The organism is Pseudomonas sp. A-B-19 (assembly GCF_019947515.1).
Classification (GTDB): Bacteria; Pseudomonadota; Gammaproteobacteria; order Pseudomonadales; family Pseudomonadaceae; genus Aquipseudomonas.
Window position 1 is genome coordinate 13768 of sequence record NZ_JAGYGN010000023.1, and the last position, 23354, is coordinate 37121.

General features: G+C 60.3%; 23 protein-coding genes and 1 other RNA gene. 20 read left to right on the forward strand and 4 right to left on the reverse strand.

Annotated features, from left to right (window positions below):
• Positions 1 to 13 precede the first annotated feature (13 nt).
• The 6 genes from rpsI to KGA81_RS22315 all read left to right on the forward strand — a co-directional run bounded on the left by rpsI (position 14) and on the right by KGA81_RS22315 (position 4459).
• Complete coding sequence (gene rpsI, locus KGA81_RS22290; RefSeq protein ID WP_003228056.1) at positions 14 to 406, forward strand: 30S ribosomal protein S9; 393 nt, start codon at positions 14 to 16, stop codon at positions 404 to 406.
• Between the two features lie 268 nt (positions 407 to 674).
• A complete protein-coding gene (gene petA, locus KGA81_RS22295; protein ID WP_223548530.1) occupies positions 675 to 1268 on the forward strand; it encodes a ubiquinol-cytochrome c reductase iron-sulfur subunit in 594 nt (197 codons plus the stop codon).
• Entirely contained in the window at positions 1268 to 2479 is a 1212-nt protein-coding gene (locus tag KGA81_RS22300) for a cytochrome b (protein ID WP_008016686.1), read from the forward strand. The genes petA and KGA81_RS22300 overlap by 1 nt, the downstream gene beginning before the upstream one ends.
• Positions 2479 to 3261 carry a cytochrome c1 gene (locus KGA81_RS22305; RefSeq protein ID WP_218426745.1) on the forward strand — a complete coding sequence of 261 codons (783 nt, stop codon included), beginning with the start codon at positions 2479 to 2481 and terminating at the stop codon, positions 3259 to 3261. The genes KGA81_RS22300 and KGA81_RS22305 overlap by 1 nt, the downstream gene beginning before the upstream one ends.
• Before the next feature lie 150 nt (positions 3262 to 3411).
• On the forward strand, positions 3412 to 4029 hold the full coding sequence (locus KGA81_RS22310; protein WP_007939828.1) for a glutathione S-transferase N-terminal domain-containing protein: 618 nt from the start codon (positions 3412 to 3414) through the stop codon (positions 4027 to 4029).
• 16 nt (positions 4030 to 4045) lie between these two features.
• On the forward strand, positions 4046 to 4459 hold the full coding sequence (locus KGA81_RS22315; protein WP_085715923.1) for a ClpXP protease specificity-enhancing factor: 414 nt from the start codon (positions 4046 to 4048) through the stop codon (positions 4457 to 4459).
• 98 nt (positions 4460 to 4557) lie between these two features.
• Here the strand turns inward: KGA81_RS22315 and KGA81_RS22320 are convergent, their stop codons facing one another.
• From KGA81_RS22320 to KGA81_RS22335, 4 genes are all read right to left on the reverse strand, one after another.
• The gene (locus KGA81_RS22320; RefSeq protein ID WP_223548532.1) at positions 4558 to 5136 is read right to left on the reverse strand and encodes a BON domain-containing protein; all 579 of its coding nucleotides are present in this window, start codon (positions 5134 to 5136) and stop codon (positions 4558 to 4560) included.
• The gene (locus tag KGA81_RS22325; protein WP_007972584.1) at positions 5133 to 5726 is read right to left on the reverse strand and encodes a phosphoheptose isomerase; all 594 of its coding nucleotides are present in this window, start codon (positions 5724 to 5726) and stop codon (positions 5133 to 5135) included. Before KGA81_RS22325 ends, KGA81_RS22320 begins: the two co-directional genes overlap by 4 nt.
• Positions 5727 to 5830: 104 nt before the next feature.
• Positions 5831 to 6193: a YraN family protein gene (locus KGA81_RS22330; RefSeq protein WP_223548534.1), complete on the reverse strand. Its 363-nt coding sequence runs from the start codon at positions 6191 to 6193 to the stop codon at positions 5831 to 5833.
• Positions 6193 to 8004: a penicillin-binding protein activator gene (locus KGA81_RS22335; RefSeq protein WP_223548537.1), complete on the reverse strand. Its 1812-nt coding sequence runs from the start codon at positions 8002 to 8004 to the stop codon at positions 6193 to 6195. The genes KGA81_RS22330 and KGA81_RS22335 overlap by 1 nt, the downstream gene beginning before the upstream one ends.
• A 177-nt stretch (positions 8005 to 8181) precedes the next feature.
• On the opposite strand from KGA81_RS22335, the gene rsmI reads away from it, so the two are divergent.
• From rsmI to KGA81_RS22405, 14 genes are all read left to right on the forward strand, one after another.
• The gene (rsmI, locus tag KGA81_RS22340) at positions 8182 to 9087 is read left to right on the forward strand and encodes a 16S rRNA (cytidine(1402)-2'-O)-methyltransferase (RefSeq protein ID WP_223548539.1); all 906 of its coding nucleotides are present in this window, start codon (positions 8182 to 8184) and stop codon (positions 9085 to 9087) included.
• A 74-nt stretch (positions 9088 to 9161) separates the two neighbouring features.
• An RNA gene (gene rnpB, locus KGA81_RS22345) (RNase P RNA component class A) lies at positions 9162 to 9515 on the forward strand.
• 445 nt (positions 9516 to 9960) lie between these two features.
• Positions 9961 to 10416: a division/cell wall cluster transcriptional repressor MraZ gene (gene mraZ / locus KGA81_RS22350; RefSeq protein ID WP_090286131.1), complete on the forward strand. Its 456-nt coding sequence runs from the start codon at positions 9961 to 9963 to the stop codon at positions 10414 to 10416.
• Positions 10413 to 11360: a 16S rRNA (cytosine(1402)-N(4))-methyltransferase RsmH gene (rsmH, locus tag KGA81_RS22355; RefSeq protein WP_008045933.1), complete on the forward strand. Its 948-nt coding sequence runs from the start codon at positions 10413 to 10415 to the stop codon at positions 11358 to 11360. The genes mraZ and rsmH overlap by 4 nt, the downstream gene beginning before the upstream one ends.
• Positions 11357 to 11650, forward strand: a complete 294-nt coding sequence (ftsL, locus tag KGA81_RS22360; RefSeq protein WP_057398001.1) for a cell division protein FtsL — start codon at positions 11357 to 11359, stop codon at positions 11648 to 11650. The genes rsmH and ftsL overlap by 4 nt, the downstream gene beginning before the upstream one ends.
• Entirely contained in the window at positions 11650 to 13389 is a 1740-nt protein-coding gene (locus KGA81_RS22365; RefSeq protein ID WP_177323526.1) for a peptidoglycan D,D-transpeptidase FtsI family protein, read from the forward strand. The genes ftsL and KGA81_RS22365 overlap by 1 nt, the downstream gene beginning before the upstream one ends.
• Positions 13389 to 14852, forward strand: a complete 1464-nt coding sequence (locus KGA81_RS22370) for a UDP-N-acetylmuramoyl-L-alanyl-D-glutamate--2,6-diaminopimelate ligase (RefSeq protein ID WP_223548541.1) — start codon at positions 13389 to 13391, stop codon at positions 14850 to 14852. Before KGA81_RS22365 ends, KGA81_RS22370 begins: the two co-directional genes overlap by 1 nt.
• Positions 14845 to 16212 carry a UDP-N-acetylmuramoyl-tripeptide--D-alanyl-D-alanine ligase gene (locus tag KGA81_RS22375; RefSeq protein WP_223548543.1) on the forward strand — a complete coding sequence of 456 codons (1368 nt, stop codon included), beginning with the start codon at positions 14845 to 14847 and terminating at the stop codon, positions 16210 to 16212. Before KGA81_RS22370 ends, KGA81_RS22375 begins: the two co-directional genes overlap by 8 nt.
• Positions 16212 to 17294, forward strand: a complete 1083-nt coding sequence (gene mraY / locus KGA81_RS22380) for a phospho-N-acetylmuramoyl-pentapeptide-transferase (RefSeq protein ID WP_108214916.1) — start codon at positions 16212 to 16214, stop codon at positions 17292 to 17294. Before KGA81_RS22375 ends, mraY begins: the two co-directional genes overlap by 1 nt.
• Positions 17295 to 17300: 6 nt before the next feature.
• Positions 17301 to 18647 (forward strand): UDP-N-acetylmuramoyl-L-alanine--D-glutamate ligase, encoded by a 1347-nt coding sequence (murD, locus tag KGA81_RS22385; RefSeq protein WP_223548545.1) that lies wholly within the window; start codon positions 17301 to 17303, stop codon positions 18645 to 18647.
• Positions 18644 to 19861, forward strand: coding sequence for a putative lipid II flippase FtsW (gene ftsW / locus KGA81_RS22390; RefSeq protein ID WP_046041925.1), 1218 nt, complete (start codon positions 18644 to 18646; stop codon positions 19859 to 19861). The genes murD and ftsW overlap by 4 nt, the downstream gene beginning before the upstream one ends.
• Positions 19851 to 20921 carry an undecaprenyldiphospho-muramoylpentapeptide beta-N-acetylglucosaminyltransferase gene (gene murG / locus KGA81_RS22395; protein WP_223548547.1) on the forward strand — a complete coding sequence of 357 codons (1071 nt, stop codon included), beginning with the start codon at positions 19851 to 19853 and terminating at the stop codon, positions 20919 to 20921. The genes ftsW and murG overlap by 11 nt, the downstream gene beginning before the upstream one ends.
• Positions 20914 to 22374, forward strand: coding sequence for a UDP-N-acetylmuramate--L-alanine ligase (gene murC, locus KGA81_RS22400; protein ID WP_223548549.1), 1461 nt, complete (start codon positions 20914 to 20916; stop codon positions 22372 to 22374). The genes murG and murC overlap by 8 nt, the downstream gene beginning before the upstream one ends.
• A complete protein-coding gene (locus tag KGA81_RS22405) occupies positions 22371 to 23354 on the forward strand; it encodes a D-alanine--D-alanine ligase (protein ID WP_223548552.1) in 984 nt (327 codons plus the stop codon). Before murC ends, KGA81_RS22405 begins: the two co-directional genes overlap by 4 nt.

Here is a 23354-nt window from a genome sequence, read left to right on the forward strand (position 1 = left end):
GGAATAGTACATTATGTCGGCGACTCAAAATTACGGCACTGGCCGTCGCAAGACCGCAACCGCACGCGTTTTCCTGCGTCCGGGTACTGGTAACATCTCCATCAACAACCGTTCGCTGGATAATTTCTTCGGCCGCGAAACTGCCCGCATGGTAGTTCGTCAGCCGCTGGAATTGACTGAGACTGTCGAGAAGTTCGACATCTACGTCACCGTGATCGGTGGTGGTGTAAGTGGTCAGGCTGGCGCAATCCGCCACGGTATCACTCGCGCTCTGATGGACTACGACGAGACTCTGCGCAGCGCCCTGCGTAAAGCCGGCTTCGTAACCCGCGATGCTCGTGAAGTTGAACGTAAGAAAGTCGGTCTGCGTAAAGCGCGTAAGCGTCCGCAGTACTCGAAGCGTTAATTCGCTTTCACGTTCAAAAAAGAACGCCCAGTTTCCTCACGGAGCTGGGCGTTTTTTTGTGCCTGCGATTTATCGAAGAATTGCGCTGTGACAACTTGCCACATCCGCAGACGCCCTATACTACGAGGCTTGGGGGTGATGGGCTCCGGTAATTACCTTGTCAGAATTGGGGCTTTTCATTACCATTCGGCAAAATTTTTATAAGTACATAGATTTACTTAGTAGACGCCTGATTTAACAGGCCACAAAGCTGATGGGAGAGGACTGAATGAGCAATGACGGCGTGAATGCAGGCCGGCGTCGCTTCTTGGTAGCAGCCACATCCGTGGTGGGTGCTGCAGGAGCGGTGGGGGCTGCGGTCCCGTTCGTGGGGTCATGGTTTCCCAGTGCCAAGGCGAAAGCCGCAGGTGCACCGGTGAAAGTGAATGTCAGCAAAATCGAGCCAGGCCAGCAGATGATTGCTGAGTGGCGCGGCCAGCCGGTGTTCATCGTCCGCCGTACTCCGGAAATCCTGGGGAATCTGAAGAAGATCGAGGGCCAGCTCGCTGACCCGACCTCCAAGAACTCGACGCAACCGACTTACGTTGATCCGGAAATCCGTTCGATCAAACCCGAGGTCCTGCTGCTGATCGGTATCTGCACGCACCTGGGTTGCTCGCCGACCTTCCGTCCTGAAGTGGCACCTGCGGATCTGGGTAAAGACTGGGTAGGTGGCTATTTCTGCCCTTGTCACGGTTCCCACTACGATCTGGCTGGTCGCGTCTACAAGTCGCAACCTGCGCCTTTGAACCTGCCAGTTCCCCCGCATTCCTATGAGACCGATGAAATTATTATCATTGGCGTCGATACGGAGAAGGCGTGATGAGTAAATTCATGGATTGGGTTGATGCACGCTTTCCCGCCACCAAGATGTGGGAAGACCATCTCAGCAAGTATTACGCTCCGAAGAACTTCAACTTCTTCTATTTCTTTGGCTCCCTGGCGCTGCTCGTTCTGGTCAACCAGATCGTTACCGGTGTCTGGCTGACCATGAGCTACAACCCGTCGGCGGAAGAGGCGTTCGCTTCCGTCGAATACATCATGCGTGACGTCGAGTACGGCTCGATCCTGCGTCTGCTGCACTCCACCGGCGCTTCGGCGTTCTTCATCGTGGTCTATCTGCACATGTTCCGTGGCCTGCTCTACGGTTCGTACCAGAAGCCGCGTGAGTTGGTGTGGGTCTTCGGCATGCTGATCTACCTGGCGCTGATGGCTGAAGCCTTCATGGGGTACCTGCTGCCGTGGGGCCAGATGTCCTATTGGGGTGCCCAGGTAATCATCTCGCTGTTCGGTGCGATCCCGGTCATCGGCAACGACCTGACCCAGTGGATTCGTGGTGACTACCTGATTTCGGGTATTACCCTGAACCGTTTCTTCGCCTTGCACGTGGTTGCCCTGCCGATCGTTATCCTGGGTCTGGTGGTGTTGCACATCCTGGCGTTGCACGAAGTCGGTTCGAACAACCCGGACGGCGTGGATATCAAGAAGCACAAGGACGAAAACGGCATACCGCTGGACGGCATTGCCTTCCATCCGTACTACACCGTGAAAGATATCGTCGGCGTGGTGGTGTTCCTGTTCATCTTCTGCTCGATCGTGTTCTTCTTCCCGGAAATGGGCGGCTACTTCCTCGAGAAGCCGAACTTTGAAGTGGCGAACGCCTTCAAGACCCCAGAGCACATCGCTCCGGTCTGGTACTTCACCCCGTTCTACGCCATCTTGCGCGCGATTCCGGACAAGCTCCTCGGTGTGATCGCCATGGGCGCGGCCATTGCTGTGCTGTTCGTCCTGCCGTGGCTGGACCGTAGTCCGGTCAAGTCGATGCGCTACAAGGGCTGGCTGAGCAAGATCTGGCTCTGGGTGTTCTGTATCGCATTCGTGATCCTGGGTGTGCTGGGCGTATTGGCCCCAACCCCTGAGCGTACGTTGCTGTCGCAGGTATGTACCTTCCTGTACTTCGCCTACTTCATTCTGATGCCTTTCTACACCAGGCTCGAGAAGACCAAACCGGTTCCGGAAAGGGTGACTGGCTGATGAAAAAACTATTTGCTGTATTGATGCTTGCTGCGCTGCCAGTGTTCGCTTTCGCAGCTGAGCACGGTGGCCCTGAGCTGGAAAAAGTCGACATCGACGTTTCCGATAAAGCAGCCATGCAGGATGGCGCGCGTACGTTCGCCAACTACTGCATGGGTTGCCACAGTGCCAAGTTCCAACGCTATGAGCGAGTTGCCGACGACCTGGGCATTCCCCATGAGTTGATGCTGGAGAAGCTGATGTTCACTGGCGCCAAGATCGGCGACCACATGAGCATCGGCATGCAGCCAGCGGACGCCAAGGCCTGGTTTGGCGCCGCGCCGCCGGACCTGACCCTGGTTGCCCGTGTTCGCGGTACTGACTGGCTCTACGGTTACCTGAAGTCGTTCTACGAAGATCCGTCGCGTCCATGGGGTGTGAACAACAAGGTCTTCCCGAACGTGGGCATGCCAAACGTCCTGGCCGGCCTGCAAGGTCGCCAGGTGGTTGGTTGCAAACAGGTTCAGATCGTCGAAGGCGGCAAAAAGCAATTTGATCCGCTGACCGGTACGCCATTGACTCATGAAGCGTGCGATCAACTGACCATCGTGCCGAAAAGCGGTGCTCTGACTGAAGAGCAGTTCGATGAGAAGGTCAAGAATCTGGTAACCTTCCTGGCTTACTCGGCTAACCCGGTTAAGCTGCAACATCAGCGCATCGGTACGTACGTATTGTTGTACCTGGCGTTCTTCTTCGTCTTCGCTTACCTGCTCAAGCGCGAATACTGGAAAGACGTGCACTGATAAAGCTTCAAGCTATTGCTGTTAATCGCGCGCGCCCAAGGGCGCCTCTGAAGATGTAGCGAACCTGGTTATCCAGTCGTTACGGGAGGCGCCCTCTGGGCGCGCTCGTTTTTGAGCGTTCGATAATTTCTACAAGCGAGGAGGATCGCCATGGGCGTGACCAATCGGTTGGCCTGTTACTCCGACCCCGCCGACCACTATTCCCACCGAGTGCGCATCGTACTGGCAGAGAAGGGTGTCAGCGCCGAGATCATTTACGTGGAAGCTGGGCGTCAGCCACCTAAACTGATTGAGGTGAACCCTTACGGCAGCTTGCCTACCCTGGTCGATCGCGACCTGGCGTTGTGGGAGTCGACTGTGGTGATGGAATATCTGGATGAGCGTTACCCGCACCCGCCGCTACTGCCGGTTTATCCCGTGGCGCGTGCCAACAGTCGCCTGCTGATACACCGCATTCAGCGAGATTGGTGTGGTCTGGTGGACCTGATTCTGGATTCGCGGACCAAGGAAGCGGCCCGTGTCGTGGCTCGTAAAGAGTTGCGCGAAAGCCTGACGGGTGTGTCGCCGCTGTTCGCCGACAAGCCGTTTTTCCTTAGTGAGGAACAAAGTCTGGTGGACTGCTGCCTACTGCCAATACTCTGGCGATTGCCGATCCTGGGTATAGAACTGCCGCGGCCGGCCAAGCCGCTGCTTGATTATATGGAGCGCCAGTTTGCGCGTGAGGCTTTCCAGGCGAGTCTGTCTGGTGTCGAACGCGATATGCGCTAAGGCTTAAGGAGCCGCTATGAACTCCAGTCGACCTTATCTGGTCCGCGCGCTCTATGAGTGGATTGTGGACAACGATTGCACCCCACACATGCTGGTCAATTCCGAGTATCCGTCGGTACAGGTGCCTCAGGGGTTTGCCAGTGACGGACAAATCGTCCTGAACGTATCGCCGCAGGCCGTGCGCCACTTGCACATGGATAACGAGGCGGTCAGTTTCGAGGGGCGCTTTGGTGGTGTGCCGCACACCTTGTACGTGCCTATTGCATCGATCCTGGGTATCTACGCCAGGGAGAATGGTCAGGGCATGGTGTTTGATCTGGAATCGCCGATGGGCGAGGACGAAGAGATCGAACCGGATGACGATCTTCCACCACCCGACAGTGAACCGCCGCGTCCAAGCGGTCGACCCAGCCTGAAAGTGGTGAAGTAATAAAAAAGGCGATCCGAGAGGATCGCCTTTTTTATTACGTAGGAGCTGGCTTGCCAGCGAAGGCGTCCGTGAGGTCGCCGTCGCCGCAGGAGCAGGTATCAATCGATGTACTCAAACAACTTCACAATCTTCTGCACGCCGGAAACACCTTGCACCAGGTTGGTTGCCTGCGCAGCTTCCTGCTTGGTCAGCAGGCCCAGCATGTAGACGATGCCGTTTTCAGTGACGATCTTGATGCGCGAGCCGGGGATGTTCGCATCGGCGAGCATCTGGGCCTTGATCTTGGAGGTCAGCCAGGTGTCGTTCTGGCGGGCCAGGAAGCTGGAGGGTGGCAGGACCTGCAGCTCGTTATGCACCTGCTTCACGCGCTGAACAGCGGCGGCGGCCTGTTCGGCCTTGGCCTTGAGGTCTGCACGTGGTGTTTGCCCGGCGAGCAGCACGACGCCATTGAAGCTGGTGACGACGATGTGCGAGTCCTTGTCCAGGGCCGGGTCTGCCTTGGCGATGTTCACGCCAACCTTGGTATCGATCAGGGTGTCGTCGATCTTGCTGCCCAGTGTGCGGGTGCCGCGGTCATCTTCAATCGGTGCTTCACGGCTGGCAGTCACCACCGAGGTGCAGCCACTGATGCCGAGGCACAGGGTCAAGGCCAGTAGGCCAAGGCGATTAGGGGTCATTCTTCACTCCCGAACAATTGGCTGTCGATCAAGTCGCAAAGGCAATGGATCGCCAGCAGGTGGACTTCTTGAATACGAGCGGTGACGTTGGCCGGTACACGAATCTCGACGTCCTCGGGCAACAGCAGTGACGCCATGCCGCCGCCATCACGTCCCGTCAATGCTACGACAATCATTTCGCGATCATGTGCGGCCTGGATCGCTTGAATTATGTTGGCCGAGTTGCCGCTGGTGGAGATAGCCAGCAACACATCGCCCGGTTGGCCAAGTGCGCGGATCTGTTTGGAAAAGATTTCGTTGTAGCTGTAGTCGTTGGCGATCGAGGTGATCGTCGAGCTGTCGGTCGTCAGGGCGATGGCCGGCAGGCTCGGGCGCTCGCGCTCAAAGCGGTTGAGCAGCTCGGACGAGAAGTGCTGGGCGTCGCCGGCAGAGCCGCCGTTACCACAGGAAAGCATTTTTCCTTCGTTGAGCAGGGCGTTGACCATGACCTGGCTGGCTTGCTCGATGTGCGGTGCAAGTACTTCCATCGCCTGTTGCTTGGTGTCGATACTGGCCTGAAAAAGCTGGCGAATTCGCGATTGCATGTCCATCTGTGTGACCTTAAGTGGCGCGGCTGTTCGGCACATGAATGTGCAGCCCGCAAAGCAAAGAGCAAAAGTGTTCGGTGATAGTGTCCGGTTCGTAATGCCGGCGATCAGCCGTCGAAGGCATTCTGTAGCCAGTTCAACTGATCGAGGTTGCTGTCGATGGCAATCACGTCGAAGCGGCAAGGGGAATTGGCCCAGCGCGACTCGCGCTGAAGAAAATATTGCGCGGCGAAAATCAGTTTTTGCCGTTTGCGCTCATCGATGCTATCGAGCGCGCCACCCCATTGAGTGTTTTTTCTGTAGCGGACTTCAACGAATACTACTGTATCGCCATCTAGCATGACCAGATCAAGCTCGCCGCGTTTGCACAGCCAGTTCTGCGCCAGCAGGCGCAGACCCTGTTGTTGAAGATGCTTGAGCGCATGACGCTCGGCATCCATGCCGCTTTGCTGGCGTGACCTGTCAGGCATCAGCGAGCGGTGTCCGGCAGGCGCTGGACCTGGCCATTGGCGAACTGGGCCCATGGCAACTGGCGCACGACACGCTGGCTTTGAGTCATGCCAAGGCTGCCCGATTCGCCGTCGATTCGGCTGTCCGGCAGAGACTTGAGCTGGCCCAAGCGCGGCGCCAGTCGATAGGCGTCCACGCCCATGGCATACAGACGCCCCAGGCTGCCGGCGGCTTGTGGCCACTGAGCGGTGACCTGGCGACGCAGCGGGTCGTTGGCGTCCAGCAACCATGGCGTCTCGCAGAAGCGGATGCCATTCATGTCATTGTACTGGTTGGCGTCGCCGCTGGCGCTGAACACGTGAGAGGTGGCATAGACCGGCACATCGCCTGCGTACTGGAAGTTCAGGGTCGGTTTGATCTGCTGGGCCTGTTGTGGTGTTGCAGCCAGGAATATGAACTCGATGTCCTGGCGACGCGATGGCTGGGCGGCGACTTGCGAGCCAACGGTGCTTTGCAGGCTCTTGGCGCGCCCTTCGCTCTGGCGCAGCTGGAACATGTCGGCAATCTGTTGGGCCAACTGGACCGGTTGATCGACGCGTTCGGTGGCGACGATGGTGCCGCCATTGGCTTGCCAGTCCTGGCTGAAAGCCTTGAGTACGCGGTCGCCCCACTCGCCCTTCGGCACCATGATGGCGGCGCGGTGCAGGCCGTCGGTGCGAGCGCGACGCGACACTTCACGGGCTTCGTCTTCAGCGGAAAGGCCGAACTGGAACAACTGCGCCGGCCCCTGATCGCCTTCGCTATAGTTCAGTGCGAGCGTGGTGATCGGCAATTGCGGGCGAACGCTCAGCTGTTTGACCAGCGGCTTCTCCAGTGGGCCGACGACCAGTTGCACGCCATCGGCCTGGGCCTTGCGGTAGAACTCGTCCATGGAAGTCAGGCGTGAGCTGTCATAGAACTCGATGGCAGGTGGTTTCTGCCCGGCCTGTTGTGCCTGGTAGTGAGCGGCCATGAAGCCGTCGCGCAGTGCTTTGCCAACCGAGGCCAGCGGGCCGTCCTGAGGCAGCAGCAGGGCGATCTTGCTCAGGGGCTGGCTGGCCAGTTCCTTGAGTTGGGTCAGTGGCTGCGGCAATTGAACGGCTGCCGGGTGTTTCGGATTGCGCGTGCGCCAGTTGTCGATGGCGGCTTGTTGCTGCTCCAGGGTGCCGGCGGATTTCACCGCCAGTGCCAAGGCCATCCAGCCGCCGAGATCGTCGGTGGTGTTCGGCTGCAACTGATCGGTCGGCAGCGAAGCGATCAGGGTCCAGATGGCTTCGTGGTTTTTGCTGGCTGCTTCACCTTTGAGCATCGGGGCGATGAAAATGCGCTGGCGAGCGGCGGCGAGGGTCTGGCCATCGGCTTCAAGTGCGCGGGCGTGAACGGTGCCGGTGCGGACCTGTTGTTCGTCGGGCAGTTCGCTCAAGTATTGCAGGCTGGGGTGGCTCAAGGCAGCCAGCGCGGCCTTGGGCTGATTACGGGTCATGGCCAGTTCAGCCGCCAGGGTGTTGGCGAAAATCTGTGGGCCCGGCTTGAGCTGCTCGGTCGGAACCTGTTGCAGGATTTGCGCGGACTGGCCGGCATTGCCCTGGCGATAGGCCAGGTCGGCAGCGCTCAAGCGCAGCAAGGCGGCATCTTCCGGTGATTTGCTGTGGGCGGCTTTCTCGAGCAGTTGCTCGATACTGGCGTCCGGTGTCTGTGGAAGTTCGCCAAGGCTGGAGGAGGGCGAGCTGGCGCAAGCCGCCAGCAAGGCAGCGAGGCAGAGGGCGGATAACAGCCGCAGGCTAGCGATCATGTAAGCGTTCCTGATACTCGATCAAATTAGCGTGGAATTGTACCCAAGCACTGGCCGGGGCGCGATGTTACTGGTGTGAATCAATCAATTTAGCTGGTGGAAATGTTGCGTCAGCGTACAAACAGTCGCCGAGGCCTCCTTTACTTGCGCGTATCGTGAGCCTCGCGACGCGTTACAATGGCGACTTTTACCGATCATGAGGTGTGCGCTTTGACTGCTCCAGGTGCTTTGAATTCCGCTGCTGGCTCGCTTTATGTGGTGGCGACGCCCATCGGCAACCTGGATGACATCAGTGCGCGGGCGCTGAAGATTCTGCGTGAAGTGGCCTTGATCGCCGCGGAAGACACCCGCCATTCCCAGCGCCTGATGCAGCACTTCGGCATTGCGACGCCATTGGCGGCCTGCCATGAACACAACGAACGGGATGAAGGCAGTCGCTTTATCACTCGCCTGCTTGCCGGTGACGACGTGGCGTTGATCTCTGACGCCGGGACGCCGTTGATTTCCGATCCGGGTTATCACCTGGTGCGGCAGGCCCGGGCTGCTGGCATCAATGTGGTACCGGTTCCGGGTGCCTGCGCGTTGATTGCAGCGTTGTCGGCGGCGGGGCTGCCTTCCGATCGCTTCATTTTCGAAGGTTTCCTCCCGGCCAAGGCTGTGGGGCGGCGGACACGTCTCGAGCAAGTAAAGGAAGAGCCGCGCACCTTGATCTTCTACGAGGCTCCGCATCGCATCCTTGAATGCCTGCAAGACATGGAACTGGTGTTCGGTCCCGAGCGTCCGGCGCTGCTTGCCCGTGAGTTGACCAAGACGTTTGAAACCCTCAAGGGCCTGCCACTGGCCGAGCTGCGCGAGTTTGTCGAGTCGGACAGCAATCAGCAGCGCGGCGAGTGCGTGGTGCTGGTGGCGGGCTGGTCCGCGCCCGAGGAGGAAGGTGCCGTCAGCAGCGAAGCGATGCGCATCCTCAACCTGTTGCTCGAAGAAATGCCGCTCAAGCGTGCGGCGGCTTTGGCGGCGCAAATTACCGGCGAGCGAAAGAATGTGCTGTATCAGATCGCGCTGAATCAGCAGAAGGGCGAGTAAACCCGACATACAGGTGTGCTCAAAGGCGCTTAACGCTTGTTCTTCGGGCGCTCTGCCGGTAACCTTCGCGGCGGAGAGTCGATTGGACAGTCGCTGCCCTCTATGAAAATTAGAGGGGGGAGGAAAGTCCGGGCTCCATAGGGCGAAGTGCCAGGTAACGCCTGGGAGGCGCGAGCCTACGGAAAGTGCCACAGAAAATAACCGCCTAAGCGCTTCGGCGCCGGTAAGGGTGAAAAGGTGCGGTAAGAGCGCACCGCACGTCTGGTAACAGTTCGTGGCTAGGTAAACCCCACTTGGAGCAAGACCAAATAGGGTCCCAAGGCGTGGCCCGCGCTGGGACCGGGTAGGTTGCTAAAGATGTCCAGTGATGGCCATCGTAGACGAATGACTGTTCAAGACAGAACCCGGCTTACAGATCGACTCTCCACCTTTTTCTCCTCTGCTTGATTTTTTGAGCGGGGGGCAGTTGATAGCAATTTCCCTCCGTGTACAGGCGTCGGGAGAAGCGGTTTTGTGATATCGATTAGCCCGCGCTTGTAGTGATCGCATAAACTCCACGCAGCACCGGTTTCCCTCCTTACACAATCATCCGCAGAACCTCTTTTGTAATACCAAAAAAATCTTACTCTTAATAAATTACTTTAACTTCCGAACGCAGCCTCCTGTGCTGATTCAAGTTATTGGACAGTTTCATCTGCCGGATTCTCGTTGCTCCTCCGTTAATGCTCCTAAATCTCAGTTCTGTAAGGATTTTCCTTTAATCCGCGCCTTGACGGTGTGGTGGGGGCATTCCTATAGTGTGCGCAAGTGGCGGAAAGTGGCATGAAGTGGGTTTTTTGAACTCAAAACGCTAGAATTTGGAGAAACGCTGACGTGTTTCGCGGAGCCAACGCTATCAGTCTCGATGCAAAGGGCCGTCTCGCTATGCCGAGCCGGTACCGTGACGAGCTCGATTCGCGGAGTTCCGGGCAGTTGATCGTCACGATCGATGCCGTTGATCCATGTTTGTGTGTTTACCCCCTCGATGAGTGGGAAATTATTGAAACCAAACTGCGCGCACTGCCTTCGCTCCGCGAAGAGAACCGTCGCCTGCAACGTTTACTGATTGGTAATGCCGTCGACCTCGAGCTCGATGGCAGTGGTCGTTTTCTGGTTCCGCCGCGTCTTCGTGAATATGCCAGGTTGGATAAGCGCGCGATGTTGGTAGGCCAACTGAACAAGTTCCAATTGTGGGACGAGGATGCCTGGAACGCGGTTTCTGCCGCTGACCTGGCTGCCATTCAACAACCGGGCGCTATGCCTGATGAACTGCGTGATTTGATCCTGTGACTATTGATAGCGGCTTTAACCACATCACCGTACTGCTTGACGAAGCCGTCGAGGCTCTCGCCGTACGTCCTGATGGCTGCTATCTGGACGGCACGTTCGGGCGTGGCGGACACAGCCGGTTGATTCTCAGCCAGCTCGGTCCCGATGGCCGGTTGCTCGGATTCGATAAAGATCCACAAGCGATTGCCACCGGGCAAACGCTAGCGGCCGAAGACGGCCGCTTTGTCGTTGTGCAGCGCAGCTTTGCAGAACTCGGTTCGGAAGTCGCCGAACGCGGCCTGGCCGGCAAGGTCAGCGGCGTGCTGCTGGATCTGGGCGTGTCTTCGCCGCAGCTTGATGACCCTGAGCGTGGTTTCAGCTTCCTCAACGACGGCCCGCTGGACATGCGCATGGATCCGTCCCGCGGAATCAGCGCTGCCGAATTCGTCAACACCGCTCCCGTGGAAGAAATCGCCCGGGTGTTCAAGGAATATGGCGAAGAGCGTTTCTCCGGCCGCATGGCCCGAGCAGTGGCCGAGCGCCGCGACATCAAGCCATTCGAACGCACCGGTGACCTGGCAGAAGTCCTGAAAGTCGCCAACCCGGCGTGGGAAAAAGGCAAGAACCCTGCAACCCGTGCCTTCCAGGGCTTGCGTATTCACGTCAACAACGAACTGGGTGATCTGGAAACCGGCCTCGAAGCCGCGCTGGAGTGCCTGGAAGTGGGCGGTCGCCTGGTAGTGATCAGCTTCCATTCGCTGGAAGACCGCATCGTCAAACTGTTCATGCGCAAACTGGTGAAAGGCGAAGCCGACAACCTGCCGCGCAACCTCCCGGTTCGGCATGTCGCCTTCGAACCGAAAATCAAAATCCATGGCAAAGCGCAGACGGCCTCCGATGCCGAACTCAAAGCCAACCCACGTTCCCGTAGTGCTGTCATGCGTGTGGCGGAGAAGCTGCGGTGAGCAAGCTTTTCGCCAAGCCATTGCCCGGCGGAAGCTTCTTCATGCTGCTGCTGTTTGTCGGCGTGCTCATTTCGGCCATTGGCGTGTCCTACAGCGCCCACTGGAACCGTCAGCTATTGAATTCGCTGTACAACGAATTGAGCGTGCGCGACAAGGCACAAGCCGAGTGGGGCCGGTTGATTCTGGAGCAGAGCACCTGGACCGCCCACAGCCGTATAGAAGTACTGGCCACCGAACAATTGAAAATGCACATCCCCGGTGCCGCTGACGTGAAGATGGTGGCGCCATGATGAAACTCGAAGGTGCACTCTTTCCTTGGCGGTTCCGCGTGGTGCTGGGTTTGCTGGGCATCATGGTGGCCGCGATTGCCTGGCGCATCATCGATTTGCAAGTGGTCGACCGTGCCTTCCTCAAAGGTCAGGGCGATGCCCGCAGTGTTCGTCATATTCCTATTCCGGCTCACCGTGGTCTGATCACCGACCGTAACGGCGAGCCCTTGGCCGTGAGTACTCCGGTCACCACCCTTTGGGCCAATGCCAAGGAAATGCAAACGGCCAAAGAGAAGTGGCCCGCACTGGCGGCTGCCTTGGGGCAGGACCCGAAAGCCCTGGCCGAACGTCTCGAAGCCCAGGCCAACAAGGAATTCATTTACCTGGTGCGCGGGTTGACCCCGGAGCAAGGCCAGGCGGTGCTCGATCTGAAAGTGCCGGGCGTTTACGGCATCGAAGAGTTCCGGCGTTTCTACCCGGCTGGCGAAGTCACCGCCCATATGGTCGGCTTTACCGACATCGACGATCACGGTCGTGAAGGCGTCGAGCTGGCCTACGACGAATGGCTGGCCGGGGTCCCCGGCAAGCGTCAGGTGATCAAGGACCGGCGCGGCCGGCTGATCAAGGATGTCCAGGTCACCAAAAACGCCAAGGCCGGTAAGCCCTTGGCGTTGTCCATTGACCTGCGCCTGCAATACCTGGCCAACCGTGAATTGCGCAACGCGATCATCGAGAACGGCGCCAAGGCGGGCAGCCTGGTGATCATGGACGTGAAGACCGGTGAGATTCTCGCGATGGTCAACCAGCCGACCTATAACCCGAACAACCGTCGCAACCTGCAACCGGCGATGATGCGCAACCGCGCGATGATCGACGTGTTCGAGCCAGGCTCGACCATGAAAGCGATTTCGATGAGTGCTGCGATCGAAACCGGCCGCTGGAAACCGAGCGACACCGTCGAGGTGTATCCGGGCTCCTTGCAGATTGGCAAGTACACCATCAAGGACGTATCCAAGACCGAAGGCCCGGTACTCGACCTGACCGGCATCCTGATCAACTCCAGTAACGTCGGCATGAGCAAGGTTGCCTTCGACATTGGTGGCGAAACCATTTTCCGTCTGGCGCAGAAAGTCGGCCTTGGCCAGGACACCGGCCTGGGCTTCCCGGGCGAGCGCGTCGGCAACCTGCCGAACTACCGCGAATGGCGCAAGGCAGAAACCGCCACGCTGTCCTACGGCTACGGTATCTCCGTGACTGCAATCCAGCTGGTTCACGCTTTCTCGGCCCTGGCCAACAACGGTCGCCTCGCACCGCTGACCCTGATCAAGACCGACAAGGCGCCGCAGACCACCCAGGTGCTGCCGGAAGCCGTCGCGAAAACCATGCAAGGCATGCTGCAGCAAGTGATCGAAGCCCCGCGCGGCGTATTCCGTGCGCAGGTGCCGGCGTATCACGTGGGCGGCAAGTCGGGTACTGCGCGTAAGACCTCGGTTGGCACCAAGGGCTACGCCGAGAACTCCTACCGTTCGCTGTTCGCCGGCTTCGGCCCGATGAGCGATCCGCGTTACGCCATCGTGGTGGTGATCGACGAACCCACCAAGGCCGGTTACTTCGGTGGCCTGGTTTCCGCGCCGGTGTTCAGTCGCGTGATGTCGGGCACCCTGCGCCTGATGAACATTACGCCGGACAACCTGCCACCTACTCAACAAGCGAACGCAACACCGGTCGTTCCGCTGAAAGCCAATGGAGGGCGCGGCTGATGTCTCTGAGCCTGAACAAGATTTTCCCTCACGCCGGCCACGATCTGCTGATTCGCGAACTCGCCCTGGACAGCCGTAATGTGCGCGCGGGCGATCTGTTCCTGGCCGTCCCGGGCGGGAAGTTCGATGGGCGCGCGCATATTGCCGACGCCTTGCAACGCGGCGCAGCTGCGGTGGCCTATGAAGTGGAAGGCGCCACGATCCTGCCAATTACTGAAGTGCCGCTGATTCCGGTCAAGGGCCTGGCGGCTCAACTGTCGGACATCGCCGGGCGTTTTTATGGCGAGCCGAGCCATCACCTGAACCTGGTGGGGGTTACCGGCACCAACGGCAAGACCAGCGTAACGCAATTGGTCGCCCAGGCACTGGACCTGCTCGGCCAGCACTGCGGCCTGGTCGGCACGCTCGGTACCGGTTTCTACGGCGCGCTGGAAAGCGGCCTGCACACCACGCCGAATCCGATTGCCGTACAAGCGACCCTGGCGGACCTGAAGAAGGCCGGGGCCAAAGCCGTGGCGATGGAAGTGTCTTCCCATGGCCTGGACCAGGGCCGTGTAACGGCATTGGCCTTCGATGTGGCGGTGATGACCAACCTGTCCCGCGATCACCTGGATTACCACGGCACCATGCAGGCTTACGGCGAAGCCAAGGCCAGGCTGTTTGCCTGGAATGACTTGAAATGCCGCGTGGTCAACCTCGACGACGAGTTTGGTCGGCAACTGGCCGCCGACAAGTGCGAGTCGCGGCTGATCACCTACAGCCTGGAAGATTCCAGCGCCTACCTGTATTGCCGCCAGGCGCAATTCGACGACGAAGGTGTGCGCGCCACGCTGGTCACGCCACAGGGCGAGCACCTCTTGCGCAGCACCTTGCTCGGTCGCTTCAACCTGAGCAATGTCCTGGCGGCGGTCGGCGCGTTGCTCGGGCTGGATTACGCACTGGACGAAATCCTCAAGGTGCTGCCAGAGCTCGAAGGCCCTGCCGGGCGCATGCAGCGTCTGGGCGGCGGCTCGCAGCCATTGGTGGTGGTCGACTACGCACACACTCCGGATGCGCTGGAAAAAGTCCTGCTGGCCCTGCGTCCACACGCCAAGGGCCGGTTGCTGTGCCTGTTCGGCTGTGGCGGCGACCGCGATCGCGGCAAGCGTCCATTGATGGCCGAAGTGGTCGAGCGCCTGGCCGATGGCGTGCTGGTGACCGATGACAATCCGCGCACTGAAGATCCATCGGTGATTTTCGATGACATCCGCGCCGGTTTCACGGCTGTGGATAAAGTGGAGTTCGTTGCCGGTCGCGGTCAGGCGATTGCCCGGTTGATCGCCAGTGCCTCGGTGGATGACGTGATTGTCCTGGCCGGTAAAGGTCACGAGGACTATCAGGAAATAAACGGCGAACGCCATGCCTTTTCCGATCTGGTCGAGGCCGATCATGCCTTGGCCGCATGGGAGGTGGCCCATGCTTAAGGCCTTGAAACTGAGTGAGCTGACCGGTGTGCTGAATGCTCGCCTGGTGTCTGCCGACGCAAGCTTTGACGGCGTCAGTATCGACAGTCGTGCAATCAAGCCGGGTCAGCTGTTTATCGCGTTGGCCGGTCCGCGCTTCGATGGTCATGATTATCTGAATGAAGTCGCCGCCAAGGGTGCCGTGGCTGCGCTGGTCGAGCGTGAAGTCGCTGACAGCACGCTGCCGCAACTGTTGGTCGGCGACACCCGTCAGGCGTTGGGCCAGCTCGGTGCGTTGAACCGCGCCGCGTTCACCCAGCCCGTTGCAGCCATTACCGGTTCCAGCGGCAAGACCACGGTCAAGGAAATGCTTGCGAGCATCTTGCGCACGCGCGGCGCAGTGCTGGCCACCCGTGGGAACCTGAACAACGACCTCGGTGTTCCGCTGACCCTGCTCGAACTGGCGCCGGAACATACCGCTGCGGTGATCGAGCTGGGTGCCTCGCGCCTGGGCGAAATTGCCTACACCGTGAGCATGACCAAACCCCATGTGGCCGTTCTCAATAACGCCGGGACCGCCCACGTCGGCGAGTTCGGAGGTCCGGAAAAAATCGTCGAAGCCAAGGGCGAGATCATTGAAGGGCTGGATGCCGATGGCGTCGCCGTTCTCAATCTTGACGACAAGGCATTCGGTATCTGGAAGGCGCGCGCCGGTGACCGCAAAGTGCTGACGTTTGCATTGAGCAACGCCAGCGCCGATTTCCATGCCAGTGACCTGGCCACCGATGCTCGCGGCTGTCCGGCGTTCAACCTGCACAGCCCTGAAGGTGTGGCGCGGGTTCAACTGAACCTGCTCGGCACCCACAACGTCGCCAATGCCATGGCCGCCGCCGCTGCCGCCCATGCCCTGGGTGTGTCGCTGTCCGGTATCGCCGCCGGCCTCGGCGCGGTGCAACCCGTCAAGGGGCGCACCGTTGCGCAATTGGCCAGCAATGGCATGCGCGTGATCGATGACACTTACAACGCCAATCCCACCTCCATGTGCGCCGCCGTTGATATACTGGCCGGCTTTTCCGGTCGCACCGTCCTTGTGCTCGGGGATATCGGCGAGTTGGGCGAATGGGCGGAGCAGGGGCACCGCGACGTGGGCGAGTATGCCCGTGGCAAGGTTTCTGCGCTGTACGCCGTCGGGCCAATGATGGCTCACGCCGTGAACGCATTCGGTCCACAGGCTTTTCACTTCAGCACGCAGGCTGAGCTGATCAAGGCCCTGGGTGCCGAACAAGACACAAACACCACCATTTTGATCAAGGGGTCGCGCAGCGCTGCGATGGAAAACGTCGTAGCCGCCTTGTGCGGGTCCAGTCTGGAGAAACATTAATGCTGCTGCTGCTAGCGGAGTATCTGCAACAGTTCTACAAGGGCTTCGCGGTCTTCCAGTACCTGACCCTGCGCGGGATTCTCGGTGTACTGACCGCGCTGGTCTTGTCGCTGTGCTATGGCCCCTGGATGATCCGCACGTTGCAGAACCGTCAGATCGGTCAATCCGTTCGCAATGACGGCCCGCAGTCGCACCTGTCCAAGTCGGGTACCCCGACCATGGGCGGCGCGCTGATTCTGTCCTCCATCGGTGTCAGCACTCTGCTGTGGGCTGACCTGAGCAACCGTTACGTCTGGGTCGTCCTGCTGGTGACCTTGCTGTTCGGCGCCATCGGCTGGGTCGACGACTACCGCAAGGTCATCGAGAAAAACTCCCGCGGGCTGCCAAGCCGCTGGAAGTATTTCTGGCAGTCGGTATTTGGCCTGGGCGCGGCGATCTTCTTGTATGTGACCGCCGCCACGCCGGTGGAAACCACGCTGATCCTGCCGATGCTCAAGGACTACAGCATTCCATTGGGCGCCGGCTTCATCGTCCTGACCTATTTCGTGATTGTCGGTTCGAGCAACGCGGTCAACCTGACCGACGGCCTGGACGGCCTGGCGATCATGCCGACGGTGATGGTGGGCGGCGGCCTGGGCATTTTCTGCTACCTGTCGGGTAACGTGAAATTCGCCGAATACCTGCTGATCCCTTACGTACCGGGCGCCGGTGAGTTGATCGTGTTCTGTGGCGCACTGATCGGAGCGGGCCTTGGCTTCCTCTGGTTCAACACCTATCCGGCACAAGTCTTCATGGGTGACGTCGGCGCACTGGCGCTGGGCGCGGCCCTGGGCACCATTGCGGTGATCGTCCGTCAGGAAATCGTCCTGTTCATCATGGGCGGCGTGTTCGTGATGGAAACCCTGTCGGTGGTTATCCAGGTTGCCTCTTTCAAACTGACCGGTCGCCGCGTATTCCGCATGGCACCGATTCACCACCACTTTGAACTCAAGGGCTGGCCCGAGCCGCGCGTGATCGTCCGTTTCTGGATCATCACCGTGATCCTCGTGCTGGTCGGCCTTGCCACCCTGAAGCTGAGGTAGAAACTCGTGTCTCTGATCGCTTCTGACCACTTCCGCATCGTTGTCGGCCTCGGCAAGAGCGGCATGTCCCTGGTTCGCTTCCTGGCGAACCGGGGCGTGGCGTTTGCCGTGGCCGATACGCGGGAAAATCCACCGGAACTGGCCACGCTCAAGCGTGACTATCCGCACGTGGAAGTGCGTTGTGGCGAGCTGGACGTCGAGTTCCTGTGCCGTGCCGACGAGCTTTACGTGAGCCCCGGCCTGGCGCTGGCGACCCCGGCCCTGCAGGCTGCCGCCGCCCGCGGCGTGAAATTGTCCGGCGACATCGAACTGTTCGCGCGTAACGCGAAGGCGCCGATCGTGGCTATCAGCGGTTCCAACGCGAAAAGCACCGTCACCACCCTGGTCGGCGAGATGGCCGCTGCGGCGGGCAAGCGTGTTGCCGTCGGCGGCAACCTCGGTACGCCGGCGCTGGATCTGCTGCGCGACGACGTCGAGCTGTACGTGATGGAGTTGTCGAGTTTCCAGCTGGAAACCACCGATCAACTCAACGCCGAAGTGGCGACCGTGCTCAACATCAGCGAAGACCACATGGACCGTTACAGTGGTCTGCCGGCCTATCACCTGGCCAAGCACCGGATCTTCCGTGGCGCCAAACAGTTCGTGGTCAATCGTCAGGATGCCCTGAGTCGTCCGTTGATGGGAGAAGGGCAGCCATGCTGGACCTTCGGCCTGAGCAAACCCGACTTCAAATCCTTCGGTATCCGTGAAGAAGACGGCGAAAAATACCTGGCCTTCGAGTTCCAGAACCTGATGCCGGTGCGCGAATTGAAGATTCGCGGCGCCCACAACCAGTCCAACGCCCTGGCAGCCCTGGCCCTGGGCCATGCGGTCGGCCTGCCGTTCGATGCCATGTTGTCGAGCCTGCGCACCTTCGCCGGTCTCGAGCACCGCTGCCAGTGGGTCCGCGACCTCGACGGCGTGGGTTACTACAACGATTCCAAGGCCACCAACGTCGGTGCCGCACTGGCCGCCATCGAAGGCCTGGGCGCGGACATCGACGGCAAGATCGTGCTGATCGCCGGCGGCGACGGCAAGGGTGCCGAGTTCGGGGATCTGCGCGATCCGGTGGCGGCTAACTGCCGCGCCGTAGTGTTGATGGGCCGCGACTCCGACAAGATCGGCGAGGCCATCGGCGATGCCGTACCGCTGATCCGCGCCGGGTCCCTGGTCGAAGCTGTCGAGCAATGCCGCGCCGCCGCCCAGCCGGGCGACGTGGTGCTGCTGTCGCCAGCCTGCGCCAGTTTCGACATGTTCAAGAACTACGAAGACCGTGGTCACCAGTTCGTCCAAGCCGTGGAGGATCTGGCATGAGTCTCAAAGGCATCATCAAGCCATATCCATCGCCGCTCATCACCGGGCGCGGTATCGATCTCGACTTCCCGATGCTCGCCGGTTGCCTGACGTTGCTAGGCCTGGGGCTGATCATGATCGCCTCGGCATCGACCGAAGTGGCGGCCGTGCAGTCGGGCAGCGCCCTGTACTACATGATTCGCCACCTTATTTACGTGGTGCTGGGCCTGGGGGCCTGCATCGTCACCATGATGATCCCGATCGCCACCTGGCAACGCCTGGGCTGGTTGATGCTGCTGGGGGCGTTCGGCTTGCTGGTGATGGTGATCGTTCCGGGGATCGGCCGTGAGGTTAACGGCTCGATGCGCTGGATCGGCTTCAGTTTCTTCAACGTCCAGCCTTCCGAGATCGCCAAGGTGTTCGTGGTGATCTACCTCGCCGGTTATCTGGTGCGCCGCCAGAAAGAAGTGCGTGAAAGCTGGATGGGCTTTTTCAAGCCGTTCATCGTGCTGCTGCCGATGGCGGGCCTGCTGCTGATGGAGCCGGACTTCGGTGCCACCGTGGTGATGATGGGGGCGGCGGCGGCGATGCTGTTCCTCGGCGGCGTCGGGCTGTTCCGTTTTTCCCTGATGGTGGTCCTGGCCGTCGGTGCGGTGGTGCTGCTGATTCAGATGCAGCCGTATCGAATGGCGCGACTGACCAACTTTGCCGACCCGTGGGCCGACCAGTTCGGCGCCGGCTATCAGTTGTCCCAGGCATTGATCGCTTTCGGTCGCGGCGAATGGCTGGGCGTTGGCCTGGGCAACAGCGTGCAGAAACAGTTCTACCTGCCGGAGGCCCACACTGACTTCGTGTTCTCGGTCCTGGCCGAAGAACTGGGGGCGGTGGGTTCGTTGTGCACCGTGGCACTGTTCGTCTTCGTGTGTATTCGTGGCATGTACATCGGTTTGTGGGCCGAGAAGGCCAAGCAGTTTTTTGCAGCTTATGTCGCCTATGGCTTGTCGTTCCTGTGGATTGGTCAATTCCTGATCAATATCGGCGTGAACGTGGGCCTCCTGCCGACCAAGGGACTGACCCTGCCGTTCCTCAGTTACGGCGGCAGTTCGTTGGTGATCTGCTGTGCCTGTCTCGGCTTGTTGCTGCGCATCGAGTGGGAAAGTCGAACCCACCTGGGCAGTGAAGAGATGGAGTTCCATGAGAGCGACTTCGCCGAGGAGCCGAACCATGGGCGCTAACGTCATGATCATGGCCGGCGGCACCGGTGGCCACGTGTTCCCGGCGCTGGCCTGTGCCCGCGAATTCCAGGCACGCGGCTATACCGTGCACTGGCTCGGTACCCCGCGTGGCATCGAGAACGATCTGGTGCCGGCGGCCGGTATCGAGTTGCATCGGATCAACGCCAGCGGTCTGCGCGGCAAGGGCAAATTGTCCCTGCTCAAGGCACCGTTCATGTTGTTCAAGTCGGTCTGGCAGGCGCGGGCGATCATTCGTCGGCTGCAACCGGTCTGTGTCGTTGGATTTGGTGGCTTTGTGACCGGTCCTGGCGGCGTCGCGGCAAAACTGGCCGGCGTGCCGGTGATCGTTCACGAGCAGAACGCCGTGGCCGGTACCGCCAATCGGTTGCTGGTGCCGTTTGCCGCCCGGGTCTGTGAAGCGTTCCCCGACACCTTTACCCTGTCGAGCGGCCGCCGGACCACCGGTAATCCGGTGCGCACCGAGCTGTTCCTCGAGACATCGCGACCTGCCCTGGCGGGTCGCAAGGCGCGTTTGCTGATCCTGGGCGGAAGCCTGGGCGCAGAACCGTTGAACAAGTTGCTGCCTGAAGCCCTGTCGCAAGTCGCTGCCGATTTGCGTCCGGAAGTGTTCCATCAGGCCGGCAAAAACCACGATGAAGTGACTGCAGAGCGCTATCGCGCGGCTGGCGTCGAGGCGCAGGTGCAGCCTTTCATCAAAGACATGGCCCAAGCCTACAGCTGGGCCGACCTGGTGGTATGTCGCGCAGGCGCGCTGACCATCAGTGAACTGGCCGCCGCCGGTCTGCCCTCGATGCTGGTGCCTTTGCCTCATGCCATCGACGATCACCAGACCCGCAACGCCGAATATTTGGCCCGTGAAGGCGCAGCCTTCCTGATGCCGCAAAGAACGACCGGCGCAGCGGATCTTGCCGCTCGCCTGACAGAGGTCCTGATGCAACCACAACGACTCAACGAAATGGCTGCCGCGGCACGCCGCCTGGCCAAACCCGATGCCACCCGCAACGTGGTCGATAGCTGCCTGGAGGTGGCCCATGGTTGAGAGTCAGAAAGCCATGCCACAACCGGAAATGCGCCGTATCCGTCGCATCCACTTCGTCGGTATCGGCGGTGTGGGTATGTGCGGGATTGCTGAAGTGTTGTTGAACCTGGGCTATGAAGTGTCCGGTTCCGACCTGAAGGCTTCACCGGTGACCGAGCGTCTGGAGTCCTTCGGGGCGCACATTTTCATCGGCCACCGCGCCGAGAACGCCGCCGCTGCCGATGTACTGGTGGTGTCGAGCGCCGTGAACACGTCCAACCCGGAAGTCGCAACCGCGCTGGAACGGCGTATTCCGGTGGTGCCGCGTGCAGAGATGCTGGCTGAGCTGATGCGTTATCGCCACGGCATCGCCGTTGCCGGCACCCATGGCAAAACCACCACCACCAGCCTGATCGCTTCGGTGTTCGCCGCCGGTGGCCTGGACCCGACGTTCGTGATCGGTGGCCGCCTGAATGCCGCGGGCACCAATGCCCAGCTCGGCACCAGCCGCTACCTGATCGCCGAGGCCGACGAAAGCGATGCGAGCTTCCTGCACTTGCAGCCGCTGGTGGCCGTGGTCACCAACATCGACGCCGATCACATGGCGACCTACGACGGTGACTTCAACAAACTGAAGAAAACCTTCGTCGAATTCCTGCACAACCTGCCGTTCTACGGTCTGGCGGTGGTGTGTCTGGATGACCCGGTGGTGCGTGAAATCCTCCCGCAGGTCAAGCGTCCGACCGTTACCTACGGCTTCGGCGAAGACTGCGACGTGCGCGCCATCAATGTGCGCCAGCAAGGCATGCAGACCTTCTTCACCGTACTGCGTCCCGACCGCGAGCCACTGGATGTTTCGGTGAACATGCCGGGCAACCACAACGTATTGAATGCCCTTGCGACCATCTGTATCGCCACCGACGAAGGCGTCAGCGATGAAGCCATCGTCCAGGGCCTGTCCGGGTTCCAGGGTGTCGGCCGACGCTTCCAGGTCTACGGCGAACTGCCGGTAGACGGCGGCAATGTGATGCTGGTCGACGACTACGGTCACCACCCGACCGAAGTCGCGGCCGTGATCAAGGCCGTCCGCGGTGGCTGGCCGGAGCGCCGCCTGGTGATGGTCTACCAGCCGCACCGTTACAGCCGCACCCGTGACCTGTACGACGATTTCGTCAATGTGCTGGCTGACGCCAACGTACTGCTGCTGATGGAAGTCTACCCGGCCGGCGAAGAGCCGATTCCGGGCGCCGACAGCCGCAAGCTGTGCAACAGCATCCGTCAGCGTGGCCAGCTCGACCCGATCTACATCGAGCGTGGTGTCGACCTTGCGCCAGTGGTCAAGCCGCTGCTGCGCGCCGGCGACATCCTGCTGTGCCAGGGCGCCGGCGATATCGGCGGTCTCGCACCAAAACTGTTGAAAAGCGAGTTGTTCGCCGGTGCTGTCGCCGCGCCGGAGAAGGGGAAGTTGAAATGACTGCTGCGTACGCCAACCTGGTCTCCACGATCGCGCCGAAAGACTTCGGCCGCGTCGCCGTGCTGTTCGGCGGCAAGAGTGCCGAGCGTGAGGTCTCCCTGAAGTCGGGCAACGCCGTTCTGGACGCACTGCTAAGCGCCGGTGTGGACGCGTTCGGCCTCGACGTGGGCGACGACCTGCTGCAGCGCCTGCTCGACGAAAAGATCGACCGCGCCTTCATCATCCTCCACGGCCGTGGCGGTGAAGACGGCAGCATGCAGGGCCTGCTCGAATGCCTGGGCATTCCGTACACCGGCAGCGGCATCCTGGCTTCGGCCCTGGCCATGGACAAACTGCGCACCAAGCAGGTCTGGCACAGCCTGGGCATTCCGACCCCGCGTCACGCGGTACTCGGCAGCGAAGCCGATTGTATTTCGGCGGCGACGGAACTGGGCTTCCCTTTGATCGTCAAACCGGCCCATGAAGGTTCAAGTATCGGTATGGCCAAAGTGAGTTCCGCGTCCGAATTGATCGACGCATGGAAAGCGGCCTATACCTACGATTCGCAAGTGCTGGTCGAGCAATGGATTCACGGTCCGGAGTTCACCATCGCCACCCTGCGTGACCAGGTGTTGCCACCGATTGCCCTGGGCACGACGCACAGCTTCTACGACTACGACGCCAAGTACATCGCCAACGATACCCAGTACCGCATTCCGTGCGGTCTGGACAGCGCCAAGGAACAGGAACTCATGGACCTCACGGCGAAAGCCTGTGAAGCGCTGGGTATCGCCGGTTGGGGCAGGGCAGACGTGATGCAGGACGCCGAAGGGCAGTTCTGGTTCCTGGAAGTCAACACTGCACCGGGCATGACCGATCACAGCCTGGTGCCGATGGCGGCCCGTGCCGCCGGTCTGGATTTCCAGCAACTGGTTCTGGCCATTCTGGCCGAGAGCGTTGCCGGCAACACTGCCGGTAACCAAGAGTCGACGAGAGGTTAA

Excerpts from the sequence above, each read along its gene's own strand:
- rpsI (WP_003228056.1), top strand. The coding sequence starts at position 14 with ATGTCGGCGACTCAAAATTACGGCACTGGCCGTCGCAAGACCGCAACC.
- petA (WP_223548530.1), top strand. The coding sequence starts at position 675 with ATGAGCAATGACGGCGTGAATGCAGGCCGGCGTCGCTTCTTGGTAGCA.
- KGA81_RS22300 (WP_008016686.1), top strand. The coding sequence starts at position 1,268 with ATGAGTAAATTCATGGATTGGGTTGATGCACGCTTTCCCGCCACCAAG.
- KGA81_RS22305 (WP_218426745.1), top strand. The coding sequence starts at position 2,479 with ATGAAAAAACTATTTGCTGTATTGATGCTTGCTGCGCTGCCAGTGTTC.
- KGA81_RS22310 (WP_007939828.1), top strand. The coding sequence starts at position 3,412 with ATGGGCGTGACCAATCGGTTGGCCTGTTACTCCGACCCCGCCGACCAC.
- KGA81_RS22315 (WP_085715923.1), top strand. The coding sequence starts at position 4,046 with ATGAACTCCAGTCGACCTTATCTGGTCCGCGCGCTCTATGAGTGGATT.
- KGA81_RS22320 (WP_223548532.1), bottom strand. The coding sequence starts at position 5,136 with ATGACCCCTAATCGCCTTGGCCTACTGGCCTTGACCCTGTGCCTCGGC.
- KGA81_RS22325 (WP_007972584.1), bottom strand. The coding sequence starts at position 5,726 with ATGGACATGCAATCGCGAATTCGCCAGCTTTTTCAGGCCAGTATCGAC.
- KGA81_RS22330 (WP_223548534.1), bottom strand. The coding sequence starts at position 6,193 with ATGCCTGACAGGTCACGCCAGCAAAGCGGCATGGATGCCGAGCGTCAT.
- KGA81_RS22335 (WP_223548537.1), bottom strand. The coding sequence starts at position 8,004 with ATGATCGCTAGCCTGCGGCTGTTATCCGCCCTCTGCCTCGCTGCCTTG.
- rsmI (WP_223548539.1), top strand. The coding sequence starts at position 8,182 with ATGGCGACTTTTACCGATCATGAGGTGTGCGCTTTGACTGCTCCAGGT.
- KGA81_RS22365 (WP_177323526.1), top strand. The coding sequence starts at position 11,650 with ATGAAACTCGAAGGTGCACTCTTTCCTTGGCGGTTCCGCGTGGTGCTG.
- KGA81_RS22370 (WP_223548541.1), top strand. The coding sequence starts at position 13,389 with ATGTCTCTGAGCCTGAACAAGATTTTCCCTCACGCCGGCCACGATCTG.
- KGA81_RS22375 (WP_223548543.1), top strand. The coding sequence starts at position 14,845 with ATGCTTAAGGCCTTGAAACTGAGTGAGCTGACCGGTGTGCTGAATGCT.
- mraY (WP_108214916.1), top strand. The coding sequence starts at position 16,212 with ATGCTGCTGCTGCTAGCGGAGTATCTGCAACAGTTCTACAAGGGCTTC.
- ftsW (WP_046041925.1), top strand. The coding sequence starts at position 18,644 with ATGAGTCTCAAAGGCATCATCAAGCCATATCCATCGCCGCTCATCACC.
- murG (WP_223548547.1), top strand. The coding sequence starts at position 19,851 with ATGGGCGCTAACGTCATGATCATGGCCGGCGGCACCGGTGGCCACGTG.
- murC (WP_223548549.1), top strand. The coding sequence starts at position 20,914 with ATGGTTGAGAGTCAGAAAGCCATGCCACAACCGGAAATGCGCCGTATC.
- KGA81_RS22405 (WP_223548552.1), top strand. The coding sequence starts at position 22,371 with ATGACTGCTGCGTACGCCAACCTGGTCTCCACGATCGCGCCGAAAGAC.